This window comes from Actinokineospora spheciospongiae, from assembly GCF_000564855.1.
In the GTDB taxonomy this organism is placed as follows: domain Bacteria; phylum Actinomycetota; class Actinomycetes; order Mycobacteriales; family Pseudonocardiaceae; genus Actinokineospora; species Actinokineospora spheciospongiae.
Map to the genome: position 1 here is coordinate 1 of NZ_AYXG01000162.1, position 24,417 is coordinate 24,417.

The following is a 24,417-nucleotide window of genomic DNA, read 5'->3' on the forward strand; positions in this document are numbered from 1 at the left end:
TTGGGCGGGGCCCCTACGGCGATCACGTGCCCGGCGTGACCGAGTGGGGCGAAAGGAGTGCCCCACTGCCCGGACAGGCTTGCACGTGATCGCTCCCCCACCCAAGCAGAACCACCCACCCGGGCGTGGCCGTAGCCGGGCCGCCGGTTTCGGGGCGGTCGGCCGCTGCGCCGGGCGGGTTCCTGGTGGCTGGTGGGCGGGCGGGTGTCGGGGGTGGCTGCTGTGGGGGCCGATCCCGGACCGGTCCCGTCGGTCGCCTGGCACACTCCGGGTGGCCGGGCGGGAACGGGGCGTCACCCGCGTACGTCGTACCCCCGGGCTGTCGAGGGGGGTTGCGGTGGCGGACAACGGGGAGCCGTTCCAGATCGGGTTCGACCCGCACGACCCGCACCCGCCGGAGTCGGCCAGGTTGGCCGCCGCCGAGGTGGTCAAGCGGGTCGTGGAGCAGGACGACCGGGGTGGGGTGCTGCGCAGGCGCAGGCCGAACACCGCGCCGGTGGTGCGCATCGCCGACCGGTACCTGGTCGGGGTGCTGGACCTGCGCGGGGTGGAATCGCCGTACCTGCTGGAGTTCGTCCGCTGCCGGTTCGCCGAGCCGCCGGACGTGCGGCAGGCGCGGTTGGCCGGGGTGGAGTTCACCGACTGCCGGTTGCCCGGTCTGCTGGGGCGCAACCTGTCCAGCGACAACGACGTGCGGTTTGGCGCGGGCACCGTCGTCGCCGGGACGGTTGACCTCACCGACGCGCAGGTGCGCGGTTCGCTGGTGCTCAGCGACACCCGCATCGCCGCCACCGAGGACCGGCCCGCCCTGCACGCCGACCGGCTCCAGTTGGCGGGCGCCCTGCTCGCCGCCCGGTTGGAGACCACCGGGGAGGTCCGCATCCCCGGTCTGCGCTGCGGTGGGAACGTCGACTTCGCCGGTGCGCTGCTGCGCAACCCCAGGGGTTTCGCGCTCAACGGCAACGGCCTGCACACCGGTGGCAACCTGCGCCTGGACACCGACGCGACGGGCACCCCGTTCCGCGCGCTCGGGCAGGTCTTCCTGCCCAGCGCCAAGGTGGAGAGCGACTTCTCCATGCGCGGGGCCACCATCCAGCCGCGCACCGAGCCCGCGGGGCAGCTCGCGCTGGACGACCCGTTCTTCGACGCCAACGCCGCGCTGATCGCCGATCGGTCCAAAGTGGAGGGCAACGTCAACCTCGACCGCGGGTTCGCCAGCACCGGCACGGTCCGCATCGTCAACGCCTCCATCGGCGGCGCGCTGCGGTTCAACCACGCCACGATCGACCTGTCCGCGGGCGCCGACCACCGGGACCTGTTCGAGGAGCGGTTCGACAGCCGCGCCCAGGCCGGTCCGTACCCGGACCGGGCCGTGCACCTCGACGGCACCGACATCCGGGGTGGCCTCGACGCCAGGGACGCGCGGTTCGCCGGGCAGGTGCGCATCGTCGACGTGGCCGTGCAGGGCACCGCGCTGTTCGACAACTCCGTGTTCAGCAACCGCGACGGCGACGCCATCGAGGGCAGGCGGTTCAGTTGCGGCGGCAACCTCAACGGCCGCTCGCTGCTGGTGTTCGGTTCCGTCCTGCTGCCCGGGGTCAAGGTGGGCGCCAACCTCGACCTGCGCGGCAGCAGGCTGCTGCGCCCCGGCCACCACCCCGACGGCACCACCAAGCCGCTGTTGGACCTGCGCGTGGCCCAGGTCGGCCGCGACCTGCACTGCGGCGGCTCCGGCCGCCCGTTCGCCGCGGCGGGCGAGATCCGGATGCGCCGCGCCGAGATCGGGCGCACCACCACCTTCAACGGTGCCGAGATCGGGTCCGGCAGCACCAGGGTCGCGCTCAACGCCTTCGGTGTGCGCACCCAGGAACTGCACGTCCTGGTGGCCAAACCGCCGCGCGGTCGGGTCGACCTGCGGCACCTGCGGTGCGCCACCCTCGCCGACGACGAGAAGTTCTGGCGCGCCGAGGGGCGGATGGACCTGGAGGACTTCCGCTACGACTCCCTCGCCGACCCGGTCGGGCTGCAGGACGACGACCGGGTGGCGCAGCGGTTGGCCTGGCTGCGGGCGGGGATGCGCAGCTACCGGCCCGGCCCGTACGACCAGCTCGCGACCATGCTGCGCGCCGCGGGCAACGAGGAGCACGCCGCGAACGTGCTGGTGGAGAAGCAGCGCCTGCGCTACCGGGCGCTCGCCGCGGGCTCCCGCTTCCTCGGACCCGGTGTGCTGCTGTGGAGTTGGTTGCAGCGGCTGATGGTCGGCTACGGCTACCGGCCCGCCCGCGCCCTGGTGTGGCTGATCGCGTTCCTGGTCCTGGGCGCCGTCTGGTTCGGCCTGCAACCCGATCCGGTCAAGGGGAACCGCGACGACCAGATCTTCTGGAACCCGGTCGTCTACACCCTCGACCTGCTGGTGCCCATCGTCGACTTCGGGCAGAAGAACCGGTGGGCGGTTTCCGGTGCCTCGCAGTGGATCTCGCTGGTGCTGGTGGCGCTGGGCTGGGTCCTGGCCACCACGGTCGCCGCCGGTCTGACCCGGATGCTGCGCCGCACCACCTGAGCCGCCGCGCCACCTGGGGTGTGACCGCCCGACCGCTGAGGGTAACGTCCGACGATGTGATAGCTGTGACTGCCGCGAGAGCCGCCCGATGACCGCGGTCGAAGCGGAGACCGGGAACACCACCCCGCTCACCCACCGCCTCTACGCCGAGGCATTCGGCGACGACTGCCCGGCGGAGCTGGAGACGTTCAGCTCCTGCTCCTGGTGGCTGCTGGGCACGGTGGTGGGCGCGCTCAAGCTCTCGCCCGGCCAGCTCCTGGCCGACCTCGGCTGCGGTCGCGGCGGTCCCGGCCTGTGGCTCGCCAGGGCCACCGCCACCCGCCTGGTCGGCATCGACTTCTCCCCCGCCGCCCTGCGCTCGGCCGCGGCTCGGGCGGAGAGCTTCGGCCTGCTCGGCCGGGCGCACTTCCAGCGCGGCTCGTTCGACGCCACGACCCTGGAGGACGCCAGCGTGGACGGCGCGGTCAGCATCGACGCGCTGCCGTTCGCCCAGGACCGGCTGGCGGCGCTGACCGAGGTCTGCCGGGTGCTGCGGCCGGGCGCGCGGTTCGTGTTCACCGGCCGCGAGGGCGCGTCGAGCTGGACGGCGATGGTGGAGAAGGCCGGGCTGGTGCTGGAGGACCGCCTGGTGCACGAGGGGGCGAACGCGCGGTGGCTGCGCCTGTTCGACCTGTGGTTGCGGCACGAGCGGGAGCTGCGCGCGGAACTCGGCGACACCGCCGCGGCGCAGATGGTGGAGGAGGCGCGCGCCGGGCATCGACTGGTCGAGACGGCGCCGCTAGTGTTCGTCACCAGGCGCCCGCCGACCGAGGAGGACTAGGTGACCGAGCCGACCGCACAGGCTTGCGTGGAGGTTTCCGCCTCGGCCGAGCGGGTGTACGCGCTGGTGAGCGACCTGCCGGGGATGGCCTCCGCCGCCGAGGAGTTCACCGGCGGCACGTGGCTCGACGGGGCGTCGGGAGCCGCGGTGGGGGCCCGGTTCCGCGGGTCGAACCGGCGGGGGTGGCGGCGGTGGTCCACCACGTCGACGGTGACCGACGCGGCGCCGAACCGGTTCGCCTTCGAGGTGAAGTCGTTCGGGTTGCCGGTGTCGCGGTGGCAGTACGACATCGAGCCGGGTGCCGGTGGGTGCACGCTGACGGAGAGCACCTGGGACCGGCGGCCGTCGTGGTACCTGCCGATCACGGTGCTGGGGACCGGGGTCCGGGACCGCGTCGCGCAGAACCAGCGGAACATCGAGGTCACGCTGGAGCGGTTGAAGGCCGCCGCCGAGTCCTGACCCGCTCGCCGGAGACGACATTCGCTGAAAAGACAAGAGCCCCGACCCGCGAGACGCGGTCGGGGCTCTCGCCGTTCGAGTCCTACGTGCGGTGCGCCTTCGCGGCGGCCAGGCAGTAGACGCCGAAGGCGGCGAAGCCCAGGGCGACCGCGATCAGCAGGGCCGTGCCGAAGGGCTGCTCCGCCAGCGTCCGCAGCGCCTTGTCCAGCCCGCCCGCCTCACCCGCGTTGGAGTCCACGGCCGCGAAGCCCAGCAGGACGCCCACGATGGCGATGCCCACGCCCTTGGCGATGTTGCCGACCATGCCCAGGCGCTCCACCCAGGTGCGCGACCCGGCGGGCAGTTCGCTCGTGTCCAGGTCCTTCATGAACGACTTGCGCACACCGGAAACGATGCTCGCCACGCCGACACCGATCACGACCAGCGCCACCGCGCCGACCAGGAACCGGCCCGCGGGCAGCTCCAGCACCTTGGCCGTCCACTCCTGCTGCTTGTCGTCGCCGCCCTGGCTGCCGCCGCCGGTGGCGTAGCGGATCGAGGCGACGCCCAGGGAGATGCCCACGACACCGCGGACCGCGGCGCCGACGCGCTTGAAGGTGCGCTTGCGGCCCTCCTCCACCCAGTGGTAGCTGACGGCGGCCATCAGGAGCTGCCAGACGCCGAAGGCGAACAGCCCCACCGCGAGGACCCACAGGACCGCCGAACCGAAGGTGGTGCTGGAGATCTCGCTCAGCGCACCGTTCTGGTCCGCCTCCTGACCACCGCCGCCGACGGCAATGCGCACCGCCAGGTAGGCCACGATCAGGTACACCAGGCCGAAGCAGGCCATGCCCGCCCGGCCCAACACCTTGACCCTGTTGTTCTCCTGGGCGCGGCGGGCCGTGCCGGACATGCTCGTCATCGGTGAAACCTCCTCGGGTCCATCAGGACGACGAGGAGGTTTCACCTGGTGGGCGGCCTCAAACGACGTTGGGCCGTTCGGCTCAGCCTGCCGGGGCCGCGGGCGGGCAGACGATCTTGGGTTGCGGGTTGTACTTCACCGTGCGGGTGTCGCGGCGGACCTCCCGGCCGGTGGCCGCGTCCTTGAGCACCCGGGTGTCGGAGGTGGTGAAGCCGGGGGCGCCGTTGCTCGGGGAGCACTTGCCCGTGGTGGGGCCGGGCTTCTCCTGCGGCGCGGTCTCGGCGCTGCGGGCGCCGGGGATCGACTCGACGGTGTAGCGCTTGGTGCCCCAGATCTTCACCGTGATCGAGTTCGACGTCCAGATGGTCTGGATGGCGATCCCGGTCGGGGCGTCGTTGGTGAACTTGAGGTCGATGACGCTGCTGCCGTCGTGGTTCTGGAAGACCGTGGCCTCGCGGGCGGCCGGGTAGCGGCTGATGTAGTAGCTGTGCTCCTTGTGGCCCGCGTCCTTGAGGCCCGCGAAGTACGACGCGTTGTAGAGCGTCGTGGCGAACTGGGAGATGCCGCCGCCGACCTCGCGGCCGGGGGCGCCGTCCTTGATGACGCCCGCCTCGACGTAGCCCTGCGCGGCGGTGCGCGGACCGGTGAAACCGTTGAGGCTGAACGTCTCCCCGGGCTTGACGATGGCGCCGTTGACCTTCTCCGCCACCACGCGGATGTTGACGCCGGAGTCGGCGGCGAAGCCCTTGGTGGAGAACTCGCCGATGACCTCCTTGACCCCGAACTGGTTGGCCTGCTCGGTGGTCACGGCGGCGGGCTTCTTGGTGTACTCCACCTTGATCTCGCGGCCGTCGGTCTTCTTCAGCACGTCGAGCAGGGTGTTGAACGCGGTGTCGTACTTGACGCCCAGGCCGTCCACCGAGGGCGTGACCGTCGGGGCGCCGCCCTCGAAGACCACCTGCGCGTCCTTGCCCTCCTTCTCGGTGGAGGCGAGCTGCGGCTGGACCGCGGCGACGACCTTGGCGTTGTCGACCTTCGGGTTGAGCACCCCGCCCTCGGCCACCTCGAAGGTGAGCGCGGTGGCGATGACGGCGGGTTCGATTGTGGCGTCCTTGCCCTCGCCCTTGACGATCACCGGGCCGGACACCGCGGGCTTGGCGACCTGCTCGAACGCCGCCTGCACGGCTTCCTTCGTCGTCTTGACCGGGGTGGTGTCCACCGGCAGCTCGACGGTCTGCCCGTCGGCCCAGCTCGACACCAGGGCCTCGCGCGCGGGGTCGACCCGCAACTGCTGGCCGGGCACCGGCTCGACCGCGACCGCGGTGGCACCGTCGAAGCGGATGCCACCCTCCGCCGGGTCCTTGGCGGTCTCCGCGCGCAGCTTCTCCATCGCCACGGTCAGCTTCTGCTCGTCGGTTCCGGTGACCACGCCGACCTCGGAGCTGCTGAAGAACGAGCCGATCCGGGTGATCGGGTTGAGCGGCTGGTCGCCCGCCTGCTCCAGGGTGGCCGACCAGTCCAGGGTCAGCCCGGTGGTCGCCGGGTCGAGCTGCTGCTCGACGTCACCCGCGCGCACCGACACCGGCCGCGACAGCCGGGGGCCGATCCGCTCGCGCAGGACCTTCTCGGCCTCCCCGTGCGACAGGCCGCCGACCTCGACCCCCGCCACGCTGACCCCGCGCGGCACGTTGCCGGAGGACAGCGCCAGGTCGAGCCCGTAGAGCACCACGAGCGCGCCGAACACCGCACCCGCGATGATCGCGGGCTTGCGCCGGTTGCGCGCCTTGGCCGGGGGCTCCTCGGGGAGCGACCCGGACACCGGTGCGCCGGAAGGGCCGAACCGCTCGGTGGCGGCGTCCCAGCCGCCCGCGGGTGCGGGGACCTTCGGCAGCAGATCGGTCTGCTCGGCGTGCGATTCCGGCCAGTGCGGGCCGTTCGACCCAGGCCAGTTGTGCTCGTCGGGCACGGCTCACCCTTCCGTTACAGGTACAACCCGGTTCCGTGTTCGGTGCGCTCGCTGGCGATCGCGTGGACGTCGCGCTCGCGCATCACCAGGTAGGTCTGGCCGTGGACCTCGACCTCGTGCTGGTCCTCGGCGTTGAACAGCACCCGGTCCCCCACCTGGATGTTGCGGACGCTGGTGCCAACGCCCTGCACGTCCCCCCAGGCCAGTCGTCGGGCCATCTGCGCGGTGGCCGGGATCACGATGCCGCCGGTGCTGCGCCGCTCGCCGTCCTCGGTGGAGAGGCGGACGAGCAGGCGGTCCTGGAGCATCTGGATCTCGAGCTTGTGTTCCACCGCTGGAATGGTAACCGTCCACTCGCAGGCGACCCGCAGCCGTGGTATCAGTTCCGGTCGAGCCCGCCGAGCACCAGGGCCAACCGGCCCGGTCCGGTCGGCCCCACGCGCACCGGCACCCCCCAGTCCTGCCTGGTCAGGTGGCACGCCCCGTGCTCGGCACCGTCGTCGTCGCAGCTCGCGGCCTGCGCCACCACGTGCAGCACCCCCTCGGTGAACCCCTCGGCCACCACCAGCCGCCTGCTCAGGTCCGTCCCCGCACCGGCCCCCTCGGCCAGCAGCCCCGGCGGCGAGGAGGTGACCTCCAACCGCGTCGACGGCCCCCACCGCAGGTCGAGCTTCTGCCCCGGCGGCGGCTCGAACACCACGGCCAGCTCCAGCTCACCCGCGGTGATGTCGGTCGGCGGCCGCTTGACCTGGTGCGCCTGCCCGTCGACGAGCCGCGCGGCGGCCACCGGCCGCTCCAACCGGTGCGCGGCGGAGGCCACGACCAGCAGCTCCCCGTCGACCAGCACCGCCCCGGACGGCTCCGCCAGCCCGGTCGCCAGCGTGCTCACCCGCCCGGTCACCGGGTCGAACCGGCGCAGCGCCCCGTTGTAGGTGTCGGCGACGACCACGCTCCCGTCGAGCAGCGCGGTCACCCCGAGCGGGTGCTGCAGCAGGGCCTGGTCCGCGTCGCCGTCGCGGTGCCCGAAGTCGAACAACCCCTTGCCCACGGCGGTGTGCACGGTGAACGCGGTGTCCACCCAGCGCAGCGCGGAGGTCTCCGCGTCGACCAGCCACAACCGGTCCCCGGTGGCGGCGAGGCCGGAGGTCTGCGCGAAGAACGCCTCGGCGGCGGGCCCGTCGTTGAGGCCCTCCACCGTCGTCCCGGCGAACCTGCGCACGGTCCCCGCCACCGGGTCGAACAGCCCCAGCGTGTGGTTGCCCGCCATGGCGACCACCACGCCACCGGCGGGTTCCCACCACACCAGGTCCCACGGGCTGGTCAGGTCGATCGAGGTCGCGGGCCCGTCGGTCGGCCCGTTGCGCCACTGCGCCCCGGTCCCCGCCACCGTCGACACCGCGCCGGTCACCGGATCGATCCCGCGCAGCAGGTGGTTCACCGTGTCCGCCACCACGAACCGGTACCCCACCACCTCGGCGACCGCGTCCGGCAGCACGGCCACACCGGAGGGTTCGGAGAACGTGGCGTCCACGCCGTCCGCCCGCCCGCGCTCCCCGGTGCCGAAGGCGCGCAGGACCGTCTCCCCGTCCCGGTCCACCTCCACGACCCGGTGGTGCGCGGTGTCGGCGACGAGGACCGTGCCGTCCCCGGAGTCGACCGCCTTCGCCGGGAACCGCAGCTCGGTCACCTCCGGCACGAGCGGCGCGTACGGCCCGTCCCCCCGGTGCAGCGTCCCCTTCGCCTCGTGGACGGCCACCACCTCCGCGACCACCCGCCGCAACGCCTCCACGTGCCCCTCCCCCGCGGCGACGTGCACGACGTACCCCTCGGGGTCGACCACCACCAGCGTCGGCCACGCCTTCACCGCGAACGCCTGCCACGTCGTCAGCTCCGGGTCGTCGAGCACCGGGTGGTGCACCCCGTACCGCTCCACGGCCGCCGCCAGCGCCACCGGGTCCGCCTCGTGCGCGAACTTCGGCGAGTGCACCCCCACCGTCACCAGGACGTCGGCGAACTCCTCCTCCAGCGGGCGCAGCTCGTCGAGGACGTGCAGGCAGTTGATGCAGCAGAAGGTCCAGAAGTCGAGCAGCAGCACCTTGCCGCGGAAGTCCCCCAGGCGCAGGTCCCGCCCACCGGTGTTCAGCCAGCCCCGACCGACCAACTCGGCCGCTCGGACCCGCGGCAGGCGTTGCGTTGATGTCACAGGCAGAGTCAACACAAGCCTGAAAAGGGGTGTTCCAACGTCCATATGGTAGGAAAGATGATCTTGTCCGTTGGTGGGTGATCCAGCGGACTGGCTCACGGGACTGGCGAATCAAGTCCCCATTTTGTACGATTTGGCATATGTCCGAGTTGCCGATAAGTGAAGCCCGGGACCACCTCGGTGAGGTGGTGGCCAAGGTCGAGCACGCCCACGAGCGCACCATCCTGACCCGGCACGGTCGTCCGGTGGCCGCTGTCGTCTCCATCGAGGACCTTCGACGGCTGGAAGTGGCGGAGGACGAAGCCGATCTGGCTGCGGCCCAAGAGGCGCTGGCATCTGCCGAGGCGCGCACATCCCACCGGGATGTCCTTGCTGAGTTCGGTGCTGCCTGACCGGTGCTCTACGAGATCGAGTGGACAGCGGCAGCACTCCGAGAGCTGCGCAAACTGGATAAACAGGCCAGCAGGCGGATCGCGCTGGCGGTGACGGCGCTGGGCAGTGACCCGCGCCCCTTCGGCTGTCGGGCACTCACCGGCCTGCCCTCCGGGGTCATGCGCATCCGGGTCGGCGACTACCGCGTCGTCTACCAGGTCGAGGACACCAGGGTGGTGGTGACTGTCGTACGGGTCGCCCACCGCCGTGAGGTTTACCGCGACCTCTGACTTCCGAAGAGGTCAGCAGATCGAGTGTGGACGCGCAACGGCCCCCGGGTGGGAATCCGGGGGCCGTCGTCAGCGCTGTGGGACCGGCGTCCTCAGAACGCCGACTCGTCCAGCTCCATCAGGTCGTTGTCCGCGCCCTCGACGATCTTGCGACCGGCCGACAGCTCGGGCAGCACGTTCTTGGCGAAGAACGACGCCACCGCGACCTTGCCCTCGTAGAAGGCCTTGTCCTTGCCCGCCGCGCCGCCGTCGAGCTTGGCGATCGCGACCTCGGCCTGCCGCTGCAGCAGCCAGCCGACCAGCAGGTCGCCGGTGGCCATCAGCAGGCGGACGCTGTGCTGGCCCACCTTGTTGATGCTCTGCGGGTCCTCCTGCGAGGCGGTGAGGTACTGGATCAGCGAGCCCAGCATGCCCTGGACGTCCTCGAGCGCCTGCTTGAGCAGCGCGCGCTCGTTCTTGAGCCGCCCGTTGCCGCCCTCGGCCTCGATGAACTTGCCGATCTCCCCGGCCAGGAACGCCAGCGCCTGGCCCTTGTCGCGGACGATCTTGCGGAAGAAGAAGTCCAGCGACTGGATGGCGGTGGTGCCCTCGTACAGCGAGTCGATCTTGGCGTCGCGGATGTACTGCTCGATCGGGTAGTCCTGCAGGAAGCCGGAGCCGCCCAGCGTCTGCAGCGACTGCACCAACTGCTCGGTGGCCCGCTCGGAGCCGACGCCCTTGACGATCGGCAGCAGCAGGTCGTTGACCCGCTCGGCGAGCTTGAGCGCGTCCTCGTCGCCGTCCTTGGTCCAGATCTGGTCCTGGAAGGTCGCCGTGTACAGGTACACCGAGCGCAGGCCCTCGGCGTAGGCCTTCTGCAGCATCAGCGAGCGGCGCACGTCCGGGTGGTGGGTGATCGTCACCCGGGGCGCGGTCTTGTCCAGCATGTTCGGCAGGTCGGCGCCCTGCACGCGCTCCTTGGCGTACTCCAGCGCGTTGAGGTAGCCGGTGGACAGCGTGGCGATCGCCTTGGTGCCGACCATCATCCGGGCGTACTCGATGACCTGGAACATCTGCGCGATGCCGTTGTGCACCTCACCCAGCAGCCAGCCCTTGGCCGGGACGCCGTGCTGGCCGAAGGTCAGCTCGCAGGTGGTGGACGCCTTGATGCCCATCTTGTGCTCGACGTTGGTGACGAAGGCGCCGTTGCGCTCGCCCTTGGCACCGGTCTTCGGGTCGAACAGGAACTTCGGCACCAGGAACAGGCTCAGGCCCTTGGTGCCCGGGCCGTGGCCCTCGGGGCGGGCGAGCACCAGGTGCATGATGTTCTCGGTCATGTCCTGGTCGGCCGAGGTGATGAACCGCTTCACGCCGTCGATGTGCCAGGAGCCGTCGTCCTGCTTGACGGCCTTGGTGCGACCGGCGCCCACGTCCGAACCGGCGTCCGGCTCGGTCAGCACCATGGTGGCGCCCCAGGCGTCGTCGATCATCATCCGGGCCCAGCGCTTCTGCTCCTCGGTGCCGTTGTCGTCGACCACCATGGCGAAGCTGGGACCTGCCAGGTACATGAACAGCGGCGGGTTGGCGCCCAGGATCAGCTCGGCCGCGGCCCACTGCACCGACGGCGGGATGCCCAGGCCGCCCATGTCGTTGTTGAGGCTGAGCCGCCACCACTCGCCGTCCCAGAGGGCCTGGAAGGACTTCTTGAACGACTCGGGCAGCGTCGCGCTGAACGTCTTGGGGTCGTAGACCGGCGGGTTTCGGTCGGCGTCGGCGAACGAGTCGGCGAGGGGGCCGGTGGCGAGCTTGTTCAACTCGGCCAGCGCGCCGCGCGCGGTGTCCTCGTCCGAGTCGGCCAGCACACCCTTGCCCAGGCGCTCCTGCACGCCGAAGACCTCGAAGAGGTTGAACTCGAGGTCGCGGACGTTGCTCTTGTAGTGACCCATCTGGTTGCTCCGTGTCCCTCACGCTCGTGCGGGTAAGTCAAGCCGCGAGCAGAAGCGTGCTACTCACCGGTAACAACAGGGTATTACTTGCGGGTAACCACGGCAAGGAAAGTCGCTCGGATGGCGGTTGTGGACCTGTGCTTCCGGTCACGTCCCGTCGTCTGGCGACCGCCGGAGGGGTGGTGCGATGAGCACGCCGATCTTGAACGCGACCGCCACGGCGTGCGTCCGGTCCCGCGCGGAGAGCTTCCTCAGGATGCTCTTCACGTGGGTGCGCACGGTCTCCACCGAGACGTAGAGGATCTTGGCGATCGCCTGGTTCTCCAGGCCGTCCGCGATGAGCTGCAGGACTTGGAACTCGCGCCGGGACAGCGGCTGCTGCTCGGTCTCCCCGACCTGCGCCAGCCGGGCGCGCGGCGCGGCGACGGTGGCCGCGAGCGCCGGGTCGACGTAGCGGCGGTCCCGGTGCGTGGCGCTGATCGCCTCCAGCAGTTGCGGCGGTTCGGCCGAGCGGAGGAGCACGCCGTGCACCCCCGCGGCGATCGCCGTCGCCACGTACTGGGTGGTGCGGTGGCCGTCGCGGACCAGGATGAGGATCGCCAGGTCGGGGTTCGCCCCGCTCAGCGTGTGGCTCAGGTGCTGGCGCGGGTCCAGGCCGGAGTCGATCAGCACGACGTCCGGCCGGTACCGCTCGGCGAACTGCAGCGCGCCCTGCGGGGTGTCGGTCGCGCCGAGCCAGCGCAGGCCCTTCGTCCGCAGGACCAGGGCCGACAGCCCCTCGCGGAACATCGGGACGCCGTCGACGAGGGCCAGGGACAGGCCCGCGGCCTCGTTGCCGCCGGGTCCCCCGACGGGTCTGGGGGTGGTGCTGCGTGGCATCAGTGTGTCCTCCCGGGTGTCACTCGACCGTGCTACGTGACGCCGCCATCGGCATACCGTGACGTGCAGTTTTCTGTCTCGGACCACCCGGTCGCAAAGTCACCCCTAAAGGGGATGGCCATTGTGACTCGCGCCACAGACATGGTGGTGGTCGCCGTCCGTGCTTGTCCAGATCCACGAGAGTGATTCATCCGCAACCGGCGGGGTGCGGGAACTGTCGGTGCACCGGGTTAGGCTCGTACCGAAACCCGGTGACCGACCGATCGCAATGGGTGTGCGCAGTGGGTGCGCGGTGGGACGCGCTCCGCGGCGAACCGCTCTCCGTGAGGAGTCCGTGGGCCCGTTCGGGTCCGGGGGTCCGCGCGGGCGGGTCGGTCGGGGGCGCGCCGTGGGGGCTGTGCCCAGAACGGGAATCCGACGAGCAAGGGGGGCGGCGTTGGAAGCAGGAGCGGTCCGCAACGCGGACGAGTGGTTCCGGCTGATGGTGGAGACCGGGCTGGCGCCGGGCCTGCGGGCCCTGGGCCTGTCCGGCATGGGCAAGCGCTTCCGGGTGCTCGCGGACGGGCAGGTCGGCCAGGTTGCCATCCTGCAGACCAGCACCCCGCGCAGCACCAGGTTCACGCTGACGCTCAGCGTCAGCTCCACCGACGAGTGGAGTTCGCAGCTACGCATCCGGCCGTACCTGCGCGCCGCGGGCCACACCGCGGGCGCCTGGCAGGAGCGCATCGGCGACGTGATGCTCGTCGGCAGCGGCGTGCCGATCGGCGACCTGTGGTGGCAGGTCGACGCGGGCAGGCCGTTCACCAGGGTGTCCAGGGAAGTGCTCACCGCGGTCCGGGAGTTCGGCCTGCCCGCGATGCGCGCCCAGATGCGTGCCAGGGCGAGCTGACCCCGAGCCCGTCGCCGGTTCGCTGCTGGCCCACCTGGAGCCCGCCGACCGGCGGCTGCTGCTCGACCGGGGCACCCCGCGCACCTTCCCCGCCGACGAGGTCGTCCTGCGCCAGGGCGACCCCACCGACCACGTCCTCGTCCTGGTCTCCGGCTGGGTCCGGGTCGACGCGGTCACCCGCGACGGCGGCGAACTCCTGGTCGCCTTCCGCGGCCCCGGCGACGTCCTCGGCGACCTCGCCGCCCTGCGCGAGCGCACTCAGGCGCCCACCGTCCGCACGGCCACCGTCCGCACGCTGACCGCGATCACCGCCGTGCAACTGCGCCGCGAGCGCTTCGTCGAACTCCTGGAGACCCGGCCGAGCATCACCCTCGGCCTGGCCCGCCAGATGGCCTCCCGCCTGGTCCAGGCCGAAACTGCCCGCACCGACACCGCCACCCTCGACGTCAACCGCCGCGTCGCGGTCTACCTGGCCCGCCTCCTGCCCGCCCACGGCGTGCGCACCCCCGAGGGCGTGGTCCTCGCCCTCCCCCTGACCCAGCAGGACATCGCCCACTCAATCGGCGCCTCCCTGCGCGCGGTCGCCCGAGCCATCTCCCTCCTCCGCGACCGGGGCATCGTCGAACCACCGGCCCGAGGCCGCATCCTCGTCACCCGCCCCGAGGTCCTCACCGCCTTCCTCGGCGACCCGCCAAATGGCACATAGCCCACCTGCACGCTGTCAGCGCCCCCTCCCGGAAAGCGGAGCACCCTCATCCGTACCGGGCCCCAAGGAGGACACATGAAGCTTCTGCTCACCGCCGCAGCCGCCACCCGCGCCGCGACCTGGCTCTGCCTGACCAGTTGGTTCCTCGGCTTCATCGTCGGCACCGCGGTCTGACGCGCACGCGAAGAGGGCGGGCCACCCGGTGTGGGTGGCCCGCCCTCTTCAGCGCGTGGAGCGGATGACGGGAATCGAACCCGCGTATTCAGCTTGGAATCTGGCCGATCCACCGCCGCAGTGCCCACGACCTGCGGCCGAGCCCTGCCCTGGTTGACCGCTGTTGACCCCTCATGACCTGTGCTTATCGCACACTCATTGCAGGACAGTGGCACGCCCTGCCTGTGCTCTCACTCCCTCATGAACCCACAGCATGAGCCGCGCCTATGCCTCTGGCACCGCCTCGCCGAGTAGGGCGCGGATCGTGCGGCCAAGCCGTGCCGCGCGCCCGCGTGACCGTGAGCGAAGCGGCAGGCCGCGCCGGGGTGCGATGGACCCGACCCGCAGCGCCACCGGACAGGCCCACAGATTTCCTGCACATACAGCCGTGAACTGCGTCAACCCGGGTGTCATGTGGACGGCTGCCTTGACCTCGCAAAGGATGTAGGAGACGCTAAGAACTGTCTGGGGCTCGTTCTTCGGACAAAGAGAAGCCGCCGGACAGAGACGTTTCTCATGCCCGACGGCGCCCTTCCTAGCTGTTCAGGAAGTCAGTGATCGATCGAATCAGGCTGACGACCTGAGCTACGAGGACAACCGTGCTGAGCCGGGTAGGAGTCGCGTTCCTGTCCCGGCCAGCCGGGGGCTCAGAGCCACGGCCGTACCTCTTTTTGCGGTGCTTCGACACCCACACCTCCTTGTCGGCTGCATACTCCGTCGAGCCGGAGAGCCGACTTGCCCGGCCCAACCGGTTCAGGTCGGGCACGAAGGAGGGTGTCCAAACGCGACACCGCTGGCAGCGGCGTCAGGGAAAGTCTGGACTGGATCATCGAGAGCGTGCAACCGCCCCATGGCACACGCCTGTGGATAAGTTGTGTATAGGCCGATATTCGGTGCATAGCACCGCTTCAAACTGTGGATAACTTTGGGGACAGAAGCGCGATATTTTTCCATAACACCTGGCCAGAAGCTGTGTACAACCTTGTGAATAAATTACTTCGGCGTGTCGCGCGATGGCTGTCCTTCGGCGTGTCGCGCCCGTGGTGCGGCCGGGCGCTGCATCTTGCTTTGGATGGAGAGGTGGGGTCTGGAACGCCTGGATGTTGGTATCCTTCAGGGTTGCCTCACCGCCTTTACGCTTAGTCGAGGAAGGGTGACTCTGCCAAGAACCACTGTTGCTCCACGACCTGCGGCACGCGGGTGACATCTGGCGGCTCAGGCCGGGGTCGGCACGAAAGACCTCATGGCGCGCATGGGGCACGACGACATGCGGGCCGCGCTGATCTACCAGCGGGCGACCAGTGGAGCGGACCTCACGATCGCCGACCGACTGTCAAAGCTGGTCGACCGGCACCGGGAGAAGCCCACTGAGAGCTAGTCGCACGCTCGTTGCACGAGGGGGTGCCTCAACAGCAGAGGCCCTGTGACCGAAGATCCGGTCACAGGGCCTCTGAGCTGCTGGAACAGCTCTGGAGCGGATGACGGGAATCGAACCCGCGTATTCAGCTTGGGAAGCTGATGTTCTACCATTGAACTACATCCGCAAGACGATCAGAGGATACACGGTCCTGTCCCGCGGGTGGTGACCGGGGTGGGCCGGGCATGGACCTCCACCCCCGTCGGCAGGGCTTGCAGCGCGCTTGTAGGCGCGCAGGTGCCGATTTCCAGGGCGCACCGCCAGAGTTCTCCCCGTCAGCAGGAAACACCTTCTCTGGGGGGAAACACCATGATCGGCGCAACCGCCTTCGTCTCGGCCGTGATCACCGGCGGCGCTCTGCTGGGTGCGGTCCCGGCCGCTGCGGCGGACACCGGGGGCATCTCCGGGCTCGTCTGGTTCGACCGGGACGCCTCCGGGACCCTGGGCTTCGGCGACGCCCCGGCCCCGATGTCGGGCATCCGCGTGGACAACCTGTCGACCGGGGAGAGCACCCAGGTGTACGCGGGGTCCGACGGCACCTACCAGGTTCCCGCCCTGGCGCCCGGCCGCTACCGGGTCGCCGTGGGCTCCGGGTGGACCTACGAGCGCACCACCCCGGGCCACGTGGACGTGCGCGTGCGTCCCGGCCGGACGGCGACCGCCGACTTCGGGCTGCGCGGCGGCGAGGTCTGCGGCACCGCCTGGGACGATGCCGACGGCGACGGAATGCGCGAGAGCGGGGAGTTCGTGCTGCCCGCGGTCCAGGTCACCGTCAACACCCCGATGCTGGTCCAGGCGGTCACCGACGCGTCGGGCCGCTACTGCGCCCACGACCTGCCCCTGGGCGGGGAGGCGGTCGTGCAGCCGCAGTACCTGGCGCAGCGCGGTTTCGGCTTCACCCGGGGCATCGTCGAGAGCTTCCCGGGGGAGCCGTTCGACTCCAAGATCGACCCGGTCACCGGGAACTCGCACCGCTACGCGCTCACCACCGAGGCGTTGACCGTCGACGTCGGTTACCTCAAGGCCACCAGCGACCTGTCGACCAGTCAGATCATCTTCGAGGGGCAGCCCGCGGGCAAGACGACCTTCGCCGTCGGTGACACCTTCACGGTCTACGGTTCGGTCTTCCCCAGCGGCAACGTGCCCGAGCGCCTCGGTGCCACGCTCACCGTTCCGGCGGGCCTGCGCATCGTCGACCGCGCGGGTGGGATGCCCTCGACCGTGCAGGGGCGCAGCGTCGTCGGTGAGTTCCCGCAGCGCCGCACCCCGGGGGCGAACGAGTTCATCGGCGCCCGGGTCGTCGTCGAGCACGCCTTCTCCGCCGCCGACGTCACCCTGACCGTGCACCCGGGCGACTTCCCGGACAGCGACCCCGCCAACAACGTCCTGACCCAGACGATCAACGCCGTCTGATCCGGGGATCGGCTGGGGGCGCTCCGGTGCCCCTAGCCGATCCCCTCGCCCTTCACCGGTGTCAGCGCCATCGCCGCCACCGGGACGACCGCCGCGATCAGCAGTGCCCACACCCAGCCCGCGGCGGGCACCAGCGCGCCGAAGACCGGGGCGACCGCGAGGGCCACCGCGTTCTGCCCGGTGTTCTGGATGCCCAGTGCCCGCCCCGCCCAGAACGGGCCCGCCAGTTCCGCGGTCGCGGTGAAGCCGAGGCCGTTGTCGGTGACCGAGATGACCATCGTGGCGACCAGGCCGACCGCCGCCAGCCAGGGCGCCACCTGGTCGCCGATCGCCCACAGCACCAGGGCCAGCGCCGCCCCGGCGGCGATGGTGCGCATCGGCCGCATCCGGCTGGCGACGCGGTCGGACCACACGCCCGCGCCGATCCGGCCCGCCGCGCCGAGGGCCTGCACCGCCGCCAGCAGCGCGCCCGCGGCCACCGGGTTCCAGTCCTGTTCGGACACCAGGTAGGTCAGCGCGAACGTACCCGCCACGAACTGCGGCACCACCAGCAGCGCGCTGGCCAGGTGCACCCGCACCAGCCGCCCGCCGCGGTAGGGCGAGCGGGTGGCCGCCACGGATTTCGCGGGTTGGCGCGGCGGGTCCAGCAGGGCCAGCGCCACCAGCACCGCGCACACCAGGCACAGCGCGGCGGGTACCAGCAGCGCCGCCCGGTAGCCGAACGCCCCGGCCACCGGCGGTAGCGCCAGCGCCGCGATGCCGACGCCGATCGGTTGGCAGGTCTGGCGGATGCCCATGGCCAGACCGCGCTCGGTGGGCCCGAACCAGCCCAGCACCGCCCGGCCGCTGGCCGCGCTGATCGACGCGGAGAACACGCCTGCGACCACCAGGGACGCCGCCAGCGCCGGGATGCCGGGCAGCAGCGCCGCGGCCAGGGCGCCCACGCCGGTGCCGGTCATGCCGATGGTCATCACGACCCGCTCGCCGAACCGGTCGGCCGCCGCGCCCCAGGCGATCAGCGCCACCAGCACGCCCAGCACCGGGGCGACGGTGATGCCGCCCGCTTGGGCGAGGTCCAGGCCCTCGGCCGCGCGCAGGGCGGGGATCAGGAACGGCAGGCCGTAGACGAGGGTGCTGGTGGCGGCCTGGCCCGCGACGGCGACGGCGAGGACGAGCCACCGCCTCCGGGTGCGGTCGGCGGTCTCGGTCATATCGTTAACGTAGCTAACTTATCCTGCATCGCGGAACTGTCATCCCACATTGCGAACACCCGGAAATGCGGAAGGGGCCGCGACCAGCAGGTCGCGGCCCCTCCTCGGGTCAGGTCAGTTGCCCGCGGTGGGCGACTTGTCCTCGTCCGGCAGCGGCGTGCCGGTGCCCACCTCATCGGTCGGGGTGTCGGCGGGCTCGGTCTGGCCCCGCTTGACCGCGGCGAGCAGCAACTGCGCCACGTCCACCACCTCGACGTGCTCACCGGCCGCGCCGTCGGCCTGGCGGGCGGTGACGCCGTCGGTCAGCATCACCCGGCAGAACGGGCAACCCGTGGCGATCTTCGACGGCGCGGTGCCCAGCGCCTCGTCGACCCGGTCCAGGTTGATCCGCTTGCCGATCCGCTCCTCCATCCACATCCGGGCGCCACCGGCGCCGCAGCACATGGAGCGCTCCTCGTGCCGCGGCATCTCCCGCAGCTTCGCCCCGGACGCCCCGACCAGCTCGCGCGGCGCCTCGTAGACCTTGTTGTGGCGGCCCAGGTAGCACGGGTCGTGGTAGGTGACGTCCTCGGCGACCTTGGCCACCGGCACCAGGCGCCGCTCGCGCACCAGCTTGTTCAGGAGCTGCGTGTGGTGCACGACCTCGTACTTGCCGCCGAGCTGCGGGTACTCGTTCGCCAGCGTGTTGAAGCAGTGCGCGCAGGTCACCACGACCTTGCGCTTGCCCGCCTCGCGGCCCTCGAAGACGGTGTTGATGACCTCGACGTTCTGCTGGGCCAGCATCTGGAACAGGAACTCGTTGCCCGCGCGCCGCGCCGGGTCACCGGTGCAGGTCTCCTCGGAGCCGAGGACCACGTACTTCACGTCCGCGGTGTGCAGCAGTTCGGCGACGGCCCGGGTGGTCTTCTTCGCCCGGTCCTCGAACGCGCCCGCGCAGCCGACCCAGAACAGGTACTCGGTGTCGTCGCTCAGCTCTCCCTCGAACACCGGGACCTCGAAGTCCAGCTCCTCGGTCCAGGCCAGCCGGTCCTTGGCGTTCTGGCCCCAGGGGTTGCCCTTGTTCTCCAGGTTCTTGAACATGCCGCCCAGCTCGGACGGGAAGTTCGACTCGATCAGCACCTGGTAGCGGCGCATGTCGACGATGTGGTCGACGTGCTCGATGTCCACCGGGCACTGCTCGACGCAGGCGCCGCAGGTGGTGCACGACCACAGCACCTCGGGGTCGATGACGCCCAGCTCGTCCACGCCGCCGATCAGCGGGCGCTCGGCCTCGGCCAGCGCCAGCACGTCGATGCCCGCGTGCGGGTTGTCGCCGGTGAGGCCGATCTCCTCGCCCATCATGTCCTTCTTGCCACCGGCGAGGAGGTAGGGCGCCTTGGCGTAGGCGTGGTCGCGCAGTTGGGTGATGACCAGCTTGGGCGAGAGCGGCTTGCCGGTGTTCCACGCGGGGCACTGCGACTGGCAGCGGCCGCACTCGGTGCAGGTGGTGAAGTCCAGCCAGCCCTTCCAGGTGAAGTCCTCGACCTTGCCCGCGCCGAAGACGTCCTTCTCCGGGTCGGCCTCCTCGAAGTCGAGCGGCTTGCCGTCGGACATCATCGGCTTGAGGGCGCCGAGGGCCACCCCGCCGTCGGCCTCGCGCTTGAAGTAGATGTTGAAGAACGCGCTGAACCGGTGCCAGGCCACGCCCATCGTCATGTACTTGGCGACGACGTAGACCCAGACCATCGCGCCCATGAGCTTGATGAACGCCAGCGCGGAGACCAGGTTCGGGCTCGCGGGCAGGATCTCGCCGAGCGGGTTGGACACGAACGCGGCCCAGGTGGGCAGCTCGTGCGCGCCGAGCGCGGCCTTGCCCGCGCGGACGCCGAGGATGCCGATGCCCTCGAAGATCACCACGGCCTCGACGAAGTACGCCTGCCAGAAGTTCGAGCCCTGGAAGCGCGACTGGCGGTCGGCCCGGCGCGGGTGGTTGCGCTGGCGGATGATGACCAGCGCGACGCCGCCGATGATGGTGGCCACGCCCAGCAGCTCCATCAGCAGGTGCCACAGGTTCCAGTGGTCCAGGACCGGCCAGCCCCAGGTCGGGACGAACACCTCGCCGTAGGCCTCGAACAGCGCCGCGGAGCCGATCAGGAAGCCCCACATCACCAGCCAGTGCGCCCAGCCGACGTGCCGGAACTTGTTCATCCGCGTGTGCGCGGCGAACTCGGTGATCAGCGTCTTCATCCTGGGCACGAACGGGCCGTTGCGGGTCGGGTCGGGCTGCCCCAACTGGACGACCTTCACCATTCGCAGGATCGTGCGAACGAACATGCTCCAGGCCACGAGACTGACCGCGACGGCGATCAGACCGAGGATTAGCTGCACGGCACCCATGCTGTGGTGACCTTCCGTCAGTCGGTTTGGAGCGAGACCCTACGCCTTCTTACTCGCCAGTAACCAGGTAAGCGAAGCCTAAGTCGGACAAGTGTGGCGCAGACCTCCGCACTACCTGGACGATCGTCCAGGTAACTTGGCGGTCATGTCCGCGTTCATCTTGCTGGTCCCCGCCCCCGACGGCGAGGCGACGGGCGCGCGGGGGCGGAAATTGTCACCCCGGTGCGGCGGAATTGTGCCTCCCGCACTGGTCAGCGCCCCTGGACCCGGTCGCCGGTGAGCACCGCCTACCGCCGCGTCGACGGCCGCCGCGCCCGCGGCGACCGCAGGCGGACCGAGATCGTCGAGGCCGCGCTCCGGGTGATCGAGCGCGACGGGGTCGCGGGCGTCACCCACCGCACCGTCGCCGCCGAGGCCGGGGTGCCGCCCGCGTCGCTCACCTACCACTTCGCCTCCCTGGACGACCTGGTCGTCGGCACCCTCACCTGGTCGGCCGAGCGGATGGCCACCCGCATCCGGGACGGGATCGAGTCCAGCCGGATCAAGGGCCGCAGCCAGGCGGGCGCGGTCGCCGAGACGCTCGCCGAGGCCCTCGGGCCGCAGCGCGGCCGCACCATGGCCGAGTACGAGCTGTACCTGCTGGCCGCCCGCCGCCCGGCCCTGCGCCCGGCCGCCCGCCAGTGGCTCGACGTGCTCACCAGCCTCGGCCGCCAGCCCGACGAGGTCGGGTTCCGGGCCTTCCTCGCCGGGGTCGACGGCATCCTGCTCCAGGGCCTGATCGACGACGACCCGCCGACCGCGGCCGAGCTGCTCCCGGTGGTCGAGCACCTGCTGGAACCGCTGCGCTGACCGGGTTCGGGTCGTCCCGGTCCACAGGGGACACTCCACCCCGAACGGAGCAGGTGGGATGGAGGTTCGCCGCCATCCGGGGGTAGGGGCAACTTCAGGGATGGGTCGGGGGTCTCCCTGATGGTTCCCGTCGCCCCAGGTCAATAGCGTTCCGGTTGTCGGGTTGCCGCAGGAGGGGGACGGAATGGGTCGGCGGGTGGTGGCGGTGCTCTTGGCCGTCGGGGTGGGTGGCGTGCTCAGCGGGGTGCTCACCGGGTGCGGGGCGTTCCAGCAGGAGACGTTCTCCGATGACGCGAAGGTGGAGCAGGCGGTACGAGGGGTCCGCCTGGACACCGACTCGGGGTCGGTCCGGATCAGCGTCGGGAAGACCGCGAGCGTGCACCGCGACGTCGGCTACCGCAGCAGCAGGCCGGGGACGACGTTCCGGGTCGAGGGGGACGAGCTGGTGCTCTCGGGGTGCGGGGAGCGCAACTGCTGGGTCGACTACACCGTCGTGGTGCCCGAGGGGGTGCGGGTGCTCGGGGAGTCGTCGTCGGGGGACGTCGAGGTCCGGGGGGCCGCGGCGGTCGACGTGCGGTCCTCGTCCGGGTCGGTGACCGTGCGGGAGGTCGGGGGGCCGGTCCGGGTGGCCGCGAGTTCCGGCTCGGTCGAGCTGGTCGACACCGGGGACACCGTGGCGGTGGAGGCCGACTCGGGGGACATCACCATCCGGGCGGCCAAAGCGGCCGGGGTCGCCGCGCGCGCCTCCAGCGGGTCGATCCAGGTCACCGTGCCGCGCGGGGCGTACCGGGTGTCGGCCAAGAGCGACAGCGGCGAGGTGGACAACCGGGTCGGCGACGACCTGGGGGCGGCGAACCACCTCGACCTCGACGCGAACTCCGGGGACATCACCATCGGCTTCGCCTGACAAGAGAACAGTGAGAGCCAGGTCACCCCGGGAACAACTCCCCGGGGTGCCTCGTTGTGGGAGTCAGGAAGGTTGAGCGGGTCCGACTCAAGTCTCGAACCTGAGCCCGGTACGCTCAACCCGACAGACACCACAGGGTCAAGCAGGAGGAAATCATGGCGCGTGCGGTCGGCATCGACCTGGGGACGACCAACTCCGTCGTCGCCGTCCTCGAGGGCGGTGAACCGACGGTCATCGCCAACTCGGAGGGCTCGCGGACGACCCCGTCCATCGTGGCGTTCGCCAAGAACGGCGAGGTGCTGGTCGGACAGCCCGCGAAGAACCAGGCCGTGACCAACGTGGACCGCACGGTCCGCTCGGTCAAGCGGCACATCGGCACGGACTGGAAGACCGAGCTCGACGGCAAGGACTACACCGCGCAGGAGATCTCCGCGCGGGTGCTCATGAAGCTCAAGCGCGACGCCGAGTCGTACCTGGGCGAGACCATCACCGACGCGGTGATCACCGTCCCCGCCTACTTCGAGGACGCCCAGCGCCAGGCCACCAAGGAGGCCGGGCAGATCGCCGGCCTCAACGTGCTGCGGATCGTGAACGAGCCGACCGCGGCCGCGCTGGCCTACGGGCTGGACAAGGGCGGCGCCAAGGAGCAGACCATCCTGGTCTTCGACCTCGGCGGCGGCACCTTCGACGTGTCGCTGCTGGAGATCGGCGACGGCGTCGTGGAGGTCCGCTCGACCTCCGGTGACAACCACCTCGGCGGCGACGACTGGGACCAGCGGATCGTCGACTGGCTGGTGGACAAGTTCAAGTCCTCCAGCGGCATCGACCTCACCAAGGACAAGATGGCGCTGCAGCGCATCCGCGAGGCCGCGGAGAAGGCGAAGATCGAGCTGTCCAGCTCGAACAGCGCCAACATCAACCTGCCCTACATCACCGTCGACGCGGACAAGAACCCGCTGTTCCTCGACGAGAACCTCACCAGGGCCGAGTTCCAGCGCATCACCTCCGACCTGCTCGACCGCACCCGCACCCCGTTCAACAACGTGGTGAAGGACGCGGGCGTGTCCATCGGCGAGATCGACCACGTGGTGCTCGTGGGTGGTTCCACCCGCATGCCCGCCGTCGCCGAGCTGGTCAAGGAGCTGACCGGCGGCCGCGAGGCCAACAAGGGCGTGAACCCGGACGAGGTCGTGGCCATCGGCGCCGCGCTCCAGGCCGGTGTGCTCAAGGGCGAGGTCAAGGACGTCCTGCTGCTCGACGTGACCCCGCTGTCGCTGGGCATCGAGACCAAGGGCGGGGTGTTCACCAAGCTCATCGAGCGCAACACCACCATCCCGACCAAGCGCTCGGAGATCTTCTCCACCGCCGACGACAACCAGACCACCGTGGGCATCCAGGTGTTCCAGGGTGAGCGCGACTTCGCCGCGGACAACAAGAAGCTGGGCACCTTCGACCTGACCGGCCTGCCGCCCGCCCCCCGGGGCGTGCCGCAGATCGAGGTCACCTTCGACATCGACGCGAACGGCATCGTGCACGTCAACGCGAAGGACCTGGGCACCGGCAAGGAGCAGTCGATGACCATCACCGGCGGCTCGGCGCTGCCCAAGGAGGACATCGACCGGATGGTCAAGGACGCCGAGGCGCACGCCGAGGAGGACCAGAAGCGCCGCGAGGAGGCCGACGTCCGCAACCAGGCCGAGACCCTCGTCTACCAGACGGAGAAGTTCGTCAAGGACAACGAGGACAAGCTCCCGGCCGAGGCCAAGGACAAGGTCAACGCCGCGATCGCCGAGGCCACCGAGGCGCTCAAGGGCACCGACATCGCCGCGATCAAGTCGGCGATGGAGAAGCTGAGCACCGAGTCGCAGGCCATGGGCTCCGCGCTCTACGCCAACACCGGGGCCGACGCCGCCGCGGGTGCCGAGGGCGCCCCGGCCGACGCCAAGCCCGAGGACGACGTGGTGGACGCCGAGATCGTCGACGAGGACAAGGACAAGAAGTGACCGACAAGCACAGCGACGAGACCTCCGCCGAGGAGCCTCAGGTTGTGCGCGAGGGCGG

Annotated in this window: 20 protein-coding genes and 1 tRNA gene; 12 read left to right on the forward strand and 9 right to left on the reverse strand. The window is 70.7% G+C overall.

The features are described 5' to 3' along the window. Window positions 1–337 precede the first annotated feature (337 nt). The 3 genes from UO65_RS21180 to UO65_RS21190 all read left to right on the forward strand — a co-directional run bounded on the left by UO65_RS21180 (window position 338) and on the right by UO65_RS21190 (window position 3,839). The gene (locus tag UO65_RS21180; protein ID WP_152552199.1) at window positions 338–2,560 is read left to right on the forward strand and encodes a translocation/assembly module TamB domain-containing protein; all 2,223 of its coding nucleotides are present in this window, start codon (window positions 338–340) and stop codon (window positions 2,558–2,560) included. An 88-nt stretch (window positions 2,561–2,648) separates the two neighbouring features. Then, window positions 2,649–3,380, forward strand: coding sequence for a class I SAM-dependent methyltransferase (locus tag UO65_RS21185; protein WP_052021466.1), 732 nt, complete (start codon window positions 2,649–2,651; stop codon window positions 3,378–3,380). After that, window positions 3,381–3,839: an SRPBCC family protein gene (locus UO65_RS21190; RefSeq protein WP_035285426.1), complete on the forward strand. Its 459-nt coding sequence runs from the start codon at window positions 3,381–3,383 to the stop codon at window positions 3,837–3,839. Window positions 3,840–3,921: 82 nt separating this feature from the next. On the opposite strand, the gene UO65_RS21195 is transcribed toward UO65_RS21190, so the two are convergent. From UO65_RS21195 to UO65_RS21210, 4 genes are all read right to left on the reverse strand, one after another. Then, window positions 3,922–4,740, reverse strand: coding sequence for a DUF1206 domain-containing protein (locus UO65_RS21195; RefSeq protein ID WP_035285428.1), 819 nt, complete (start codon window positions 4,738–4,740; stop codon window positions 3,922–3,924). A gap of 82 nt (window positions 4,741–4,822) precedes the next feature. Continuing rightward, window positions 4,823–6,706 carry a VanW family protein gene (locus UO65_RS21200; protein WP_035285430.1) on the reverse strand — a complete coding sequence of 628 codons (1,884 nt, stop codon included), beginning with the start codon at window positions 6,704–6,706 and terminating at the stop codon, window positions 4,823–4,825. Window positions 6,707–6,720: 14 nt separating this feature from the next. Next, window positions 6,721–7,014 carry a GroES family chaperonin gene (locus UO65_RS21205; RefSeq protein ID WP_084176032.1) on the reverse strand — a complete coding sequence of 98 codons (294 nt, stop codon included), beginning with the start codon at window positions 7,012–7,014 and terminating at the stop codon, window positions 6,721–6,723. Window positions 7,015–7,085: 71 nt separating this feature from the next. Beyond that, window positions 7,086–8,954, reverse strand: a complete 1,869-nt coding sequence (locus UO65_RS21210) for an NHL domain-containing thioredoxin family protein (protein ID WP_052021467.1) — start codon at window positions 8,952–8,954, stop codon at window positions 7,086–7,088. 95 nt (window positions 8,955–9,049) lie between these two features. On the opposite strand from UO65_RS21210, the gene UO65_RS21215 reads away from it, so the two are divergent. Together UO65_RS21215 and UO65_RS21220 are read left to right on the forward strand one after the other, a co-directional pair. Beyond that, window positions 9,050–9,301, forward strand: a complete 252-nt coding sequence (locus UO65_RS21215; protein ID WP_035285436.1) for a type II toxin-antitoxin system Phd/YefM family antitoxin — start codon at window positions 9,050–9,052, stop codon at window positions 9,299–9,301. A gap of 3 nt (window positions 9,302–9,304) precedes the next feature. Further along, window positions 9,305–9,571 carry a type II toxin-antitoxin system RelE family toxin gene (locus tag UO65_RS21220; RefSeq protein WP_035285438.1) on the forward strand — a complete coding sequence of 89 codons (267 nt, stop codon included), beginning with the start codon at window positions 9,305–9,307 and terminating at the stop codon, window positions 9,569–9,571. A 92-nt stretch (window positions 9,572–9,663) separates the two neighbouring features. On the opposite strand, the gene UO65_RS21225 is transcribed toward UO65_RS21220, so the two are convergent. Together UO65_RS21225 and UO65_RS21230 are read right to left on the reverse strand one after the other, a co-directional pair. Continuing rightward, window positions 9,664–11,496: an acyl-CoA dehydrogenase gene (locus tag UO65_RS21225; protein ID WP_035285439.1), complete on the reverse strand. Its 1,833-nt coding sequence runs from the start codon at window positions 11,494–11,496 to the stop codon at window positions 9,664–9,666. A gap of 147 nt (window positions 11,497–11,643) precedes the next feature. Next, window positions 11,644–12,375, reverse strand: coding sequence for a LuxR C-terminal-related transcriptional regulator (locus UO65_RS21230; RefSeq protein ID WP_035285440.1), 732 nt, complete (start codon window positions 12,373–12,375; stop codon window positions 11,644–11,646). Window positions 12,376–12,811: 436 nt separating this feature from the next. On the opposite strand from UO65_RS21230, the gene UO65_RS21235 reads away from it, so the two are divergent. The 3 genes from UO65_RS21235 (at window position 12,812) to UO65_RS38695 (ending at window position 15,561) form a co-directional block, all read left to right on the forward strand. Next, complete coding sequence (locus tag UO65_RS21235; protein WP_035285442.1) at window positions 12,812–13,264, forward strand: DUF4304 domain-containing protein; 453 nt, start codon at window positions 12,812–12,814, stop codon at window positions 13,262–13,264. Beyond that, window positions 13,248–13,970 (forward strand): Crp/Fnr family transcriptional regulator, encoded by a 723-nt coding sequence (locus tag UO65_RS21240; RefSeq protein WP_035285443.1) that lies wholly within the window; start codon window positions 13,248–13,250, stop codon window positions 13,968–13,970. The genes UO65_RS21235 and UO65_RS21240 overlap by 17 nt, the downstream gene beginning before the upstream one ends. A 1,456-nt stretch (window positions 13,971–15,426) precedes the next feature. Beyond that, window positions 15,427–15,561 (forward strand): hypothetical protein, encoded by a 135-nt coding sequence (locus UO65_RS38695; protein WP_267880609.1) that lies wholly within the window; start codon window positions 15,427–15,429, stop codon window positions 15,559–15,561. 92 nt (window positions 15,562–15,653) lie between these two features. Here the strand turns inward: UO65_RS38695 and UO65_RS21250 are convergent. Further along, window positions 15,654–15,727: transfer RNA gene (locus UO65_RS21250), tRNA-Gly, on the reverse strand. Window positions 15,728–15,909: 182 nt separating this feature from the next. Between UO65_RS21250 and UO65_RS33515 the strand changes: the two genes are divergently transcribed. Continuing rightward, on the forward strand, window positions 15,910–17,013 hold the full coding sequence (locus tag UO65_RS33515) for a carboxypeptidase regulatory-like domain-containing protein (protein WP_052021469.1): 1,104 nt from the start codon (window positions 15,910–15,912) through the stop codon (window positions 17,011–17,013). A 32-nt stretch (window positions 17,014–17,045) separates the two neighbouring features. Here the strand turns inward: UO65_RS33515 and UO65_RS21260 are convergent, their stop codons facing one another. Continuing rightward, entirely contained in the window at window positions 17,046–18,224 is a 1,179-nt protein-coding gene (locus UO65_RS21260) for an MFS transporter (RefSeq protein WP_035285445.1), read from the reverse strand. A gap of 114 nt (window positions 18,225–18,338) precedes the next feature. Beyond that, window positions 18,339–20,600 (reverse strand): (Fe-S)-binding protein, encoded by a 2,262-nt coding sequence (locus UO65_RS21265; protein WP_035285447.1) that lies wholly within the window; start codon window positions 20,598–20,600, stop codon window positions 18,339–18,341. A 276-nt stretch (window positions 20,601–20,876) separates the two neighbouring features. Between UO65_RS21265 and UO65_RS21270 the strand changes: the two genes are divergently transcribed. From UO65_RS21270 to dnaK, 3 genes are all read left to right on the forward strand, one after another. Next, a complete protein-coding gene (locus UO65_RS21270; protein WP_035285448.1) occupies window positions 20,877–21,449 on the forward strand; it encodes a TetR/AcrR family transcriptional regulator in 573 nt (190 codons plus the stop codon). Between the two features lie 184 nt (window positions 21,450–21,633). Continuing rightward, on the forward strand, window positions 21,634–22,356 hold the full coding sequence (locus tag UO65_RS21275) for a DUF4097 family beta strand repeat-containing protein (RefSeq protein WP_035285449.1): 723 nt from the start codon (window positions 21,634–21,636) through the stop codon (window positions 22,354–22,356). Between the two features lie 155 nt (window positions 22,357–22,511). Beyond that, window positions 22,512–24,359, forward strand: coding sequence for a molecular chaperone DnaK (gene dnaK / locus UO65_RS21280; RefSeq protein WP_035285451.1), 1,848 nt, complete (start codon window positions 22,512–22,514; stop codon window positions 24,357–24,359). Window positions 24,360–24,417 lie beyond the last annotated feature (58 nt).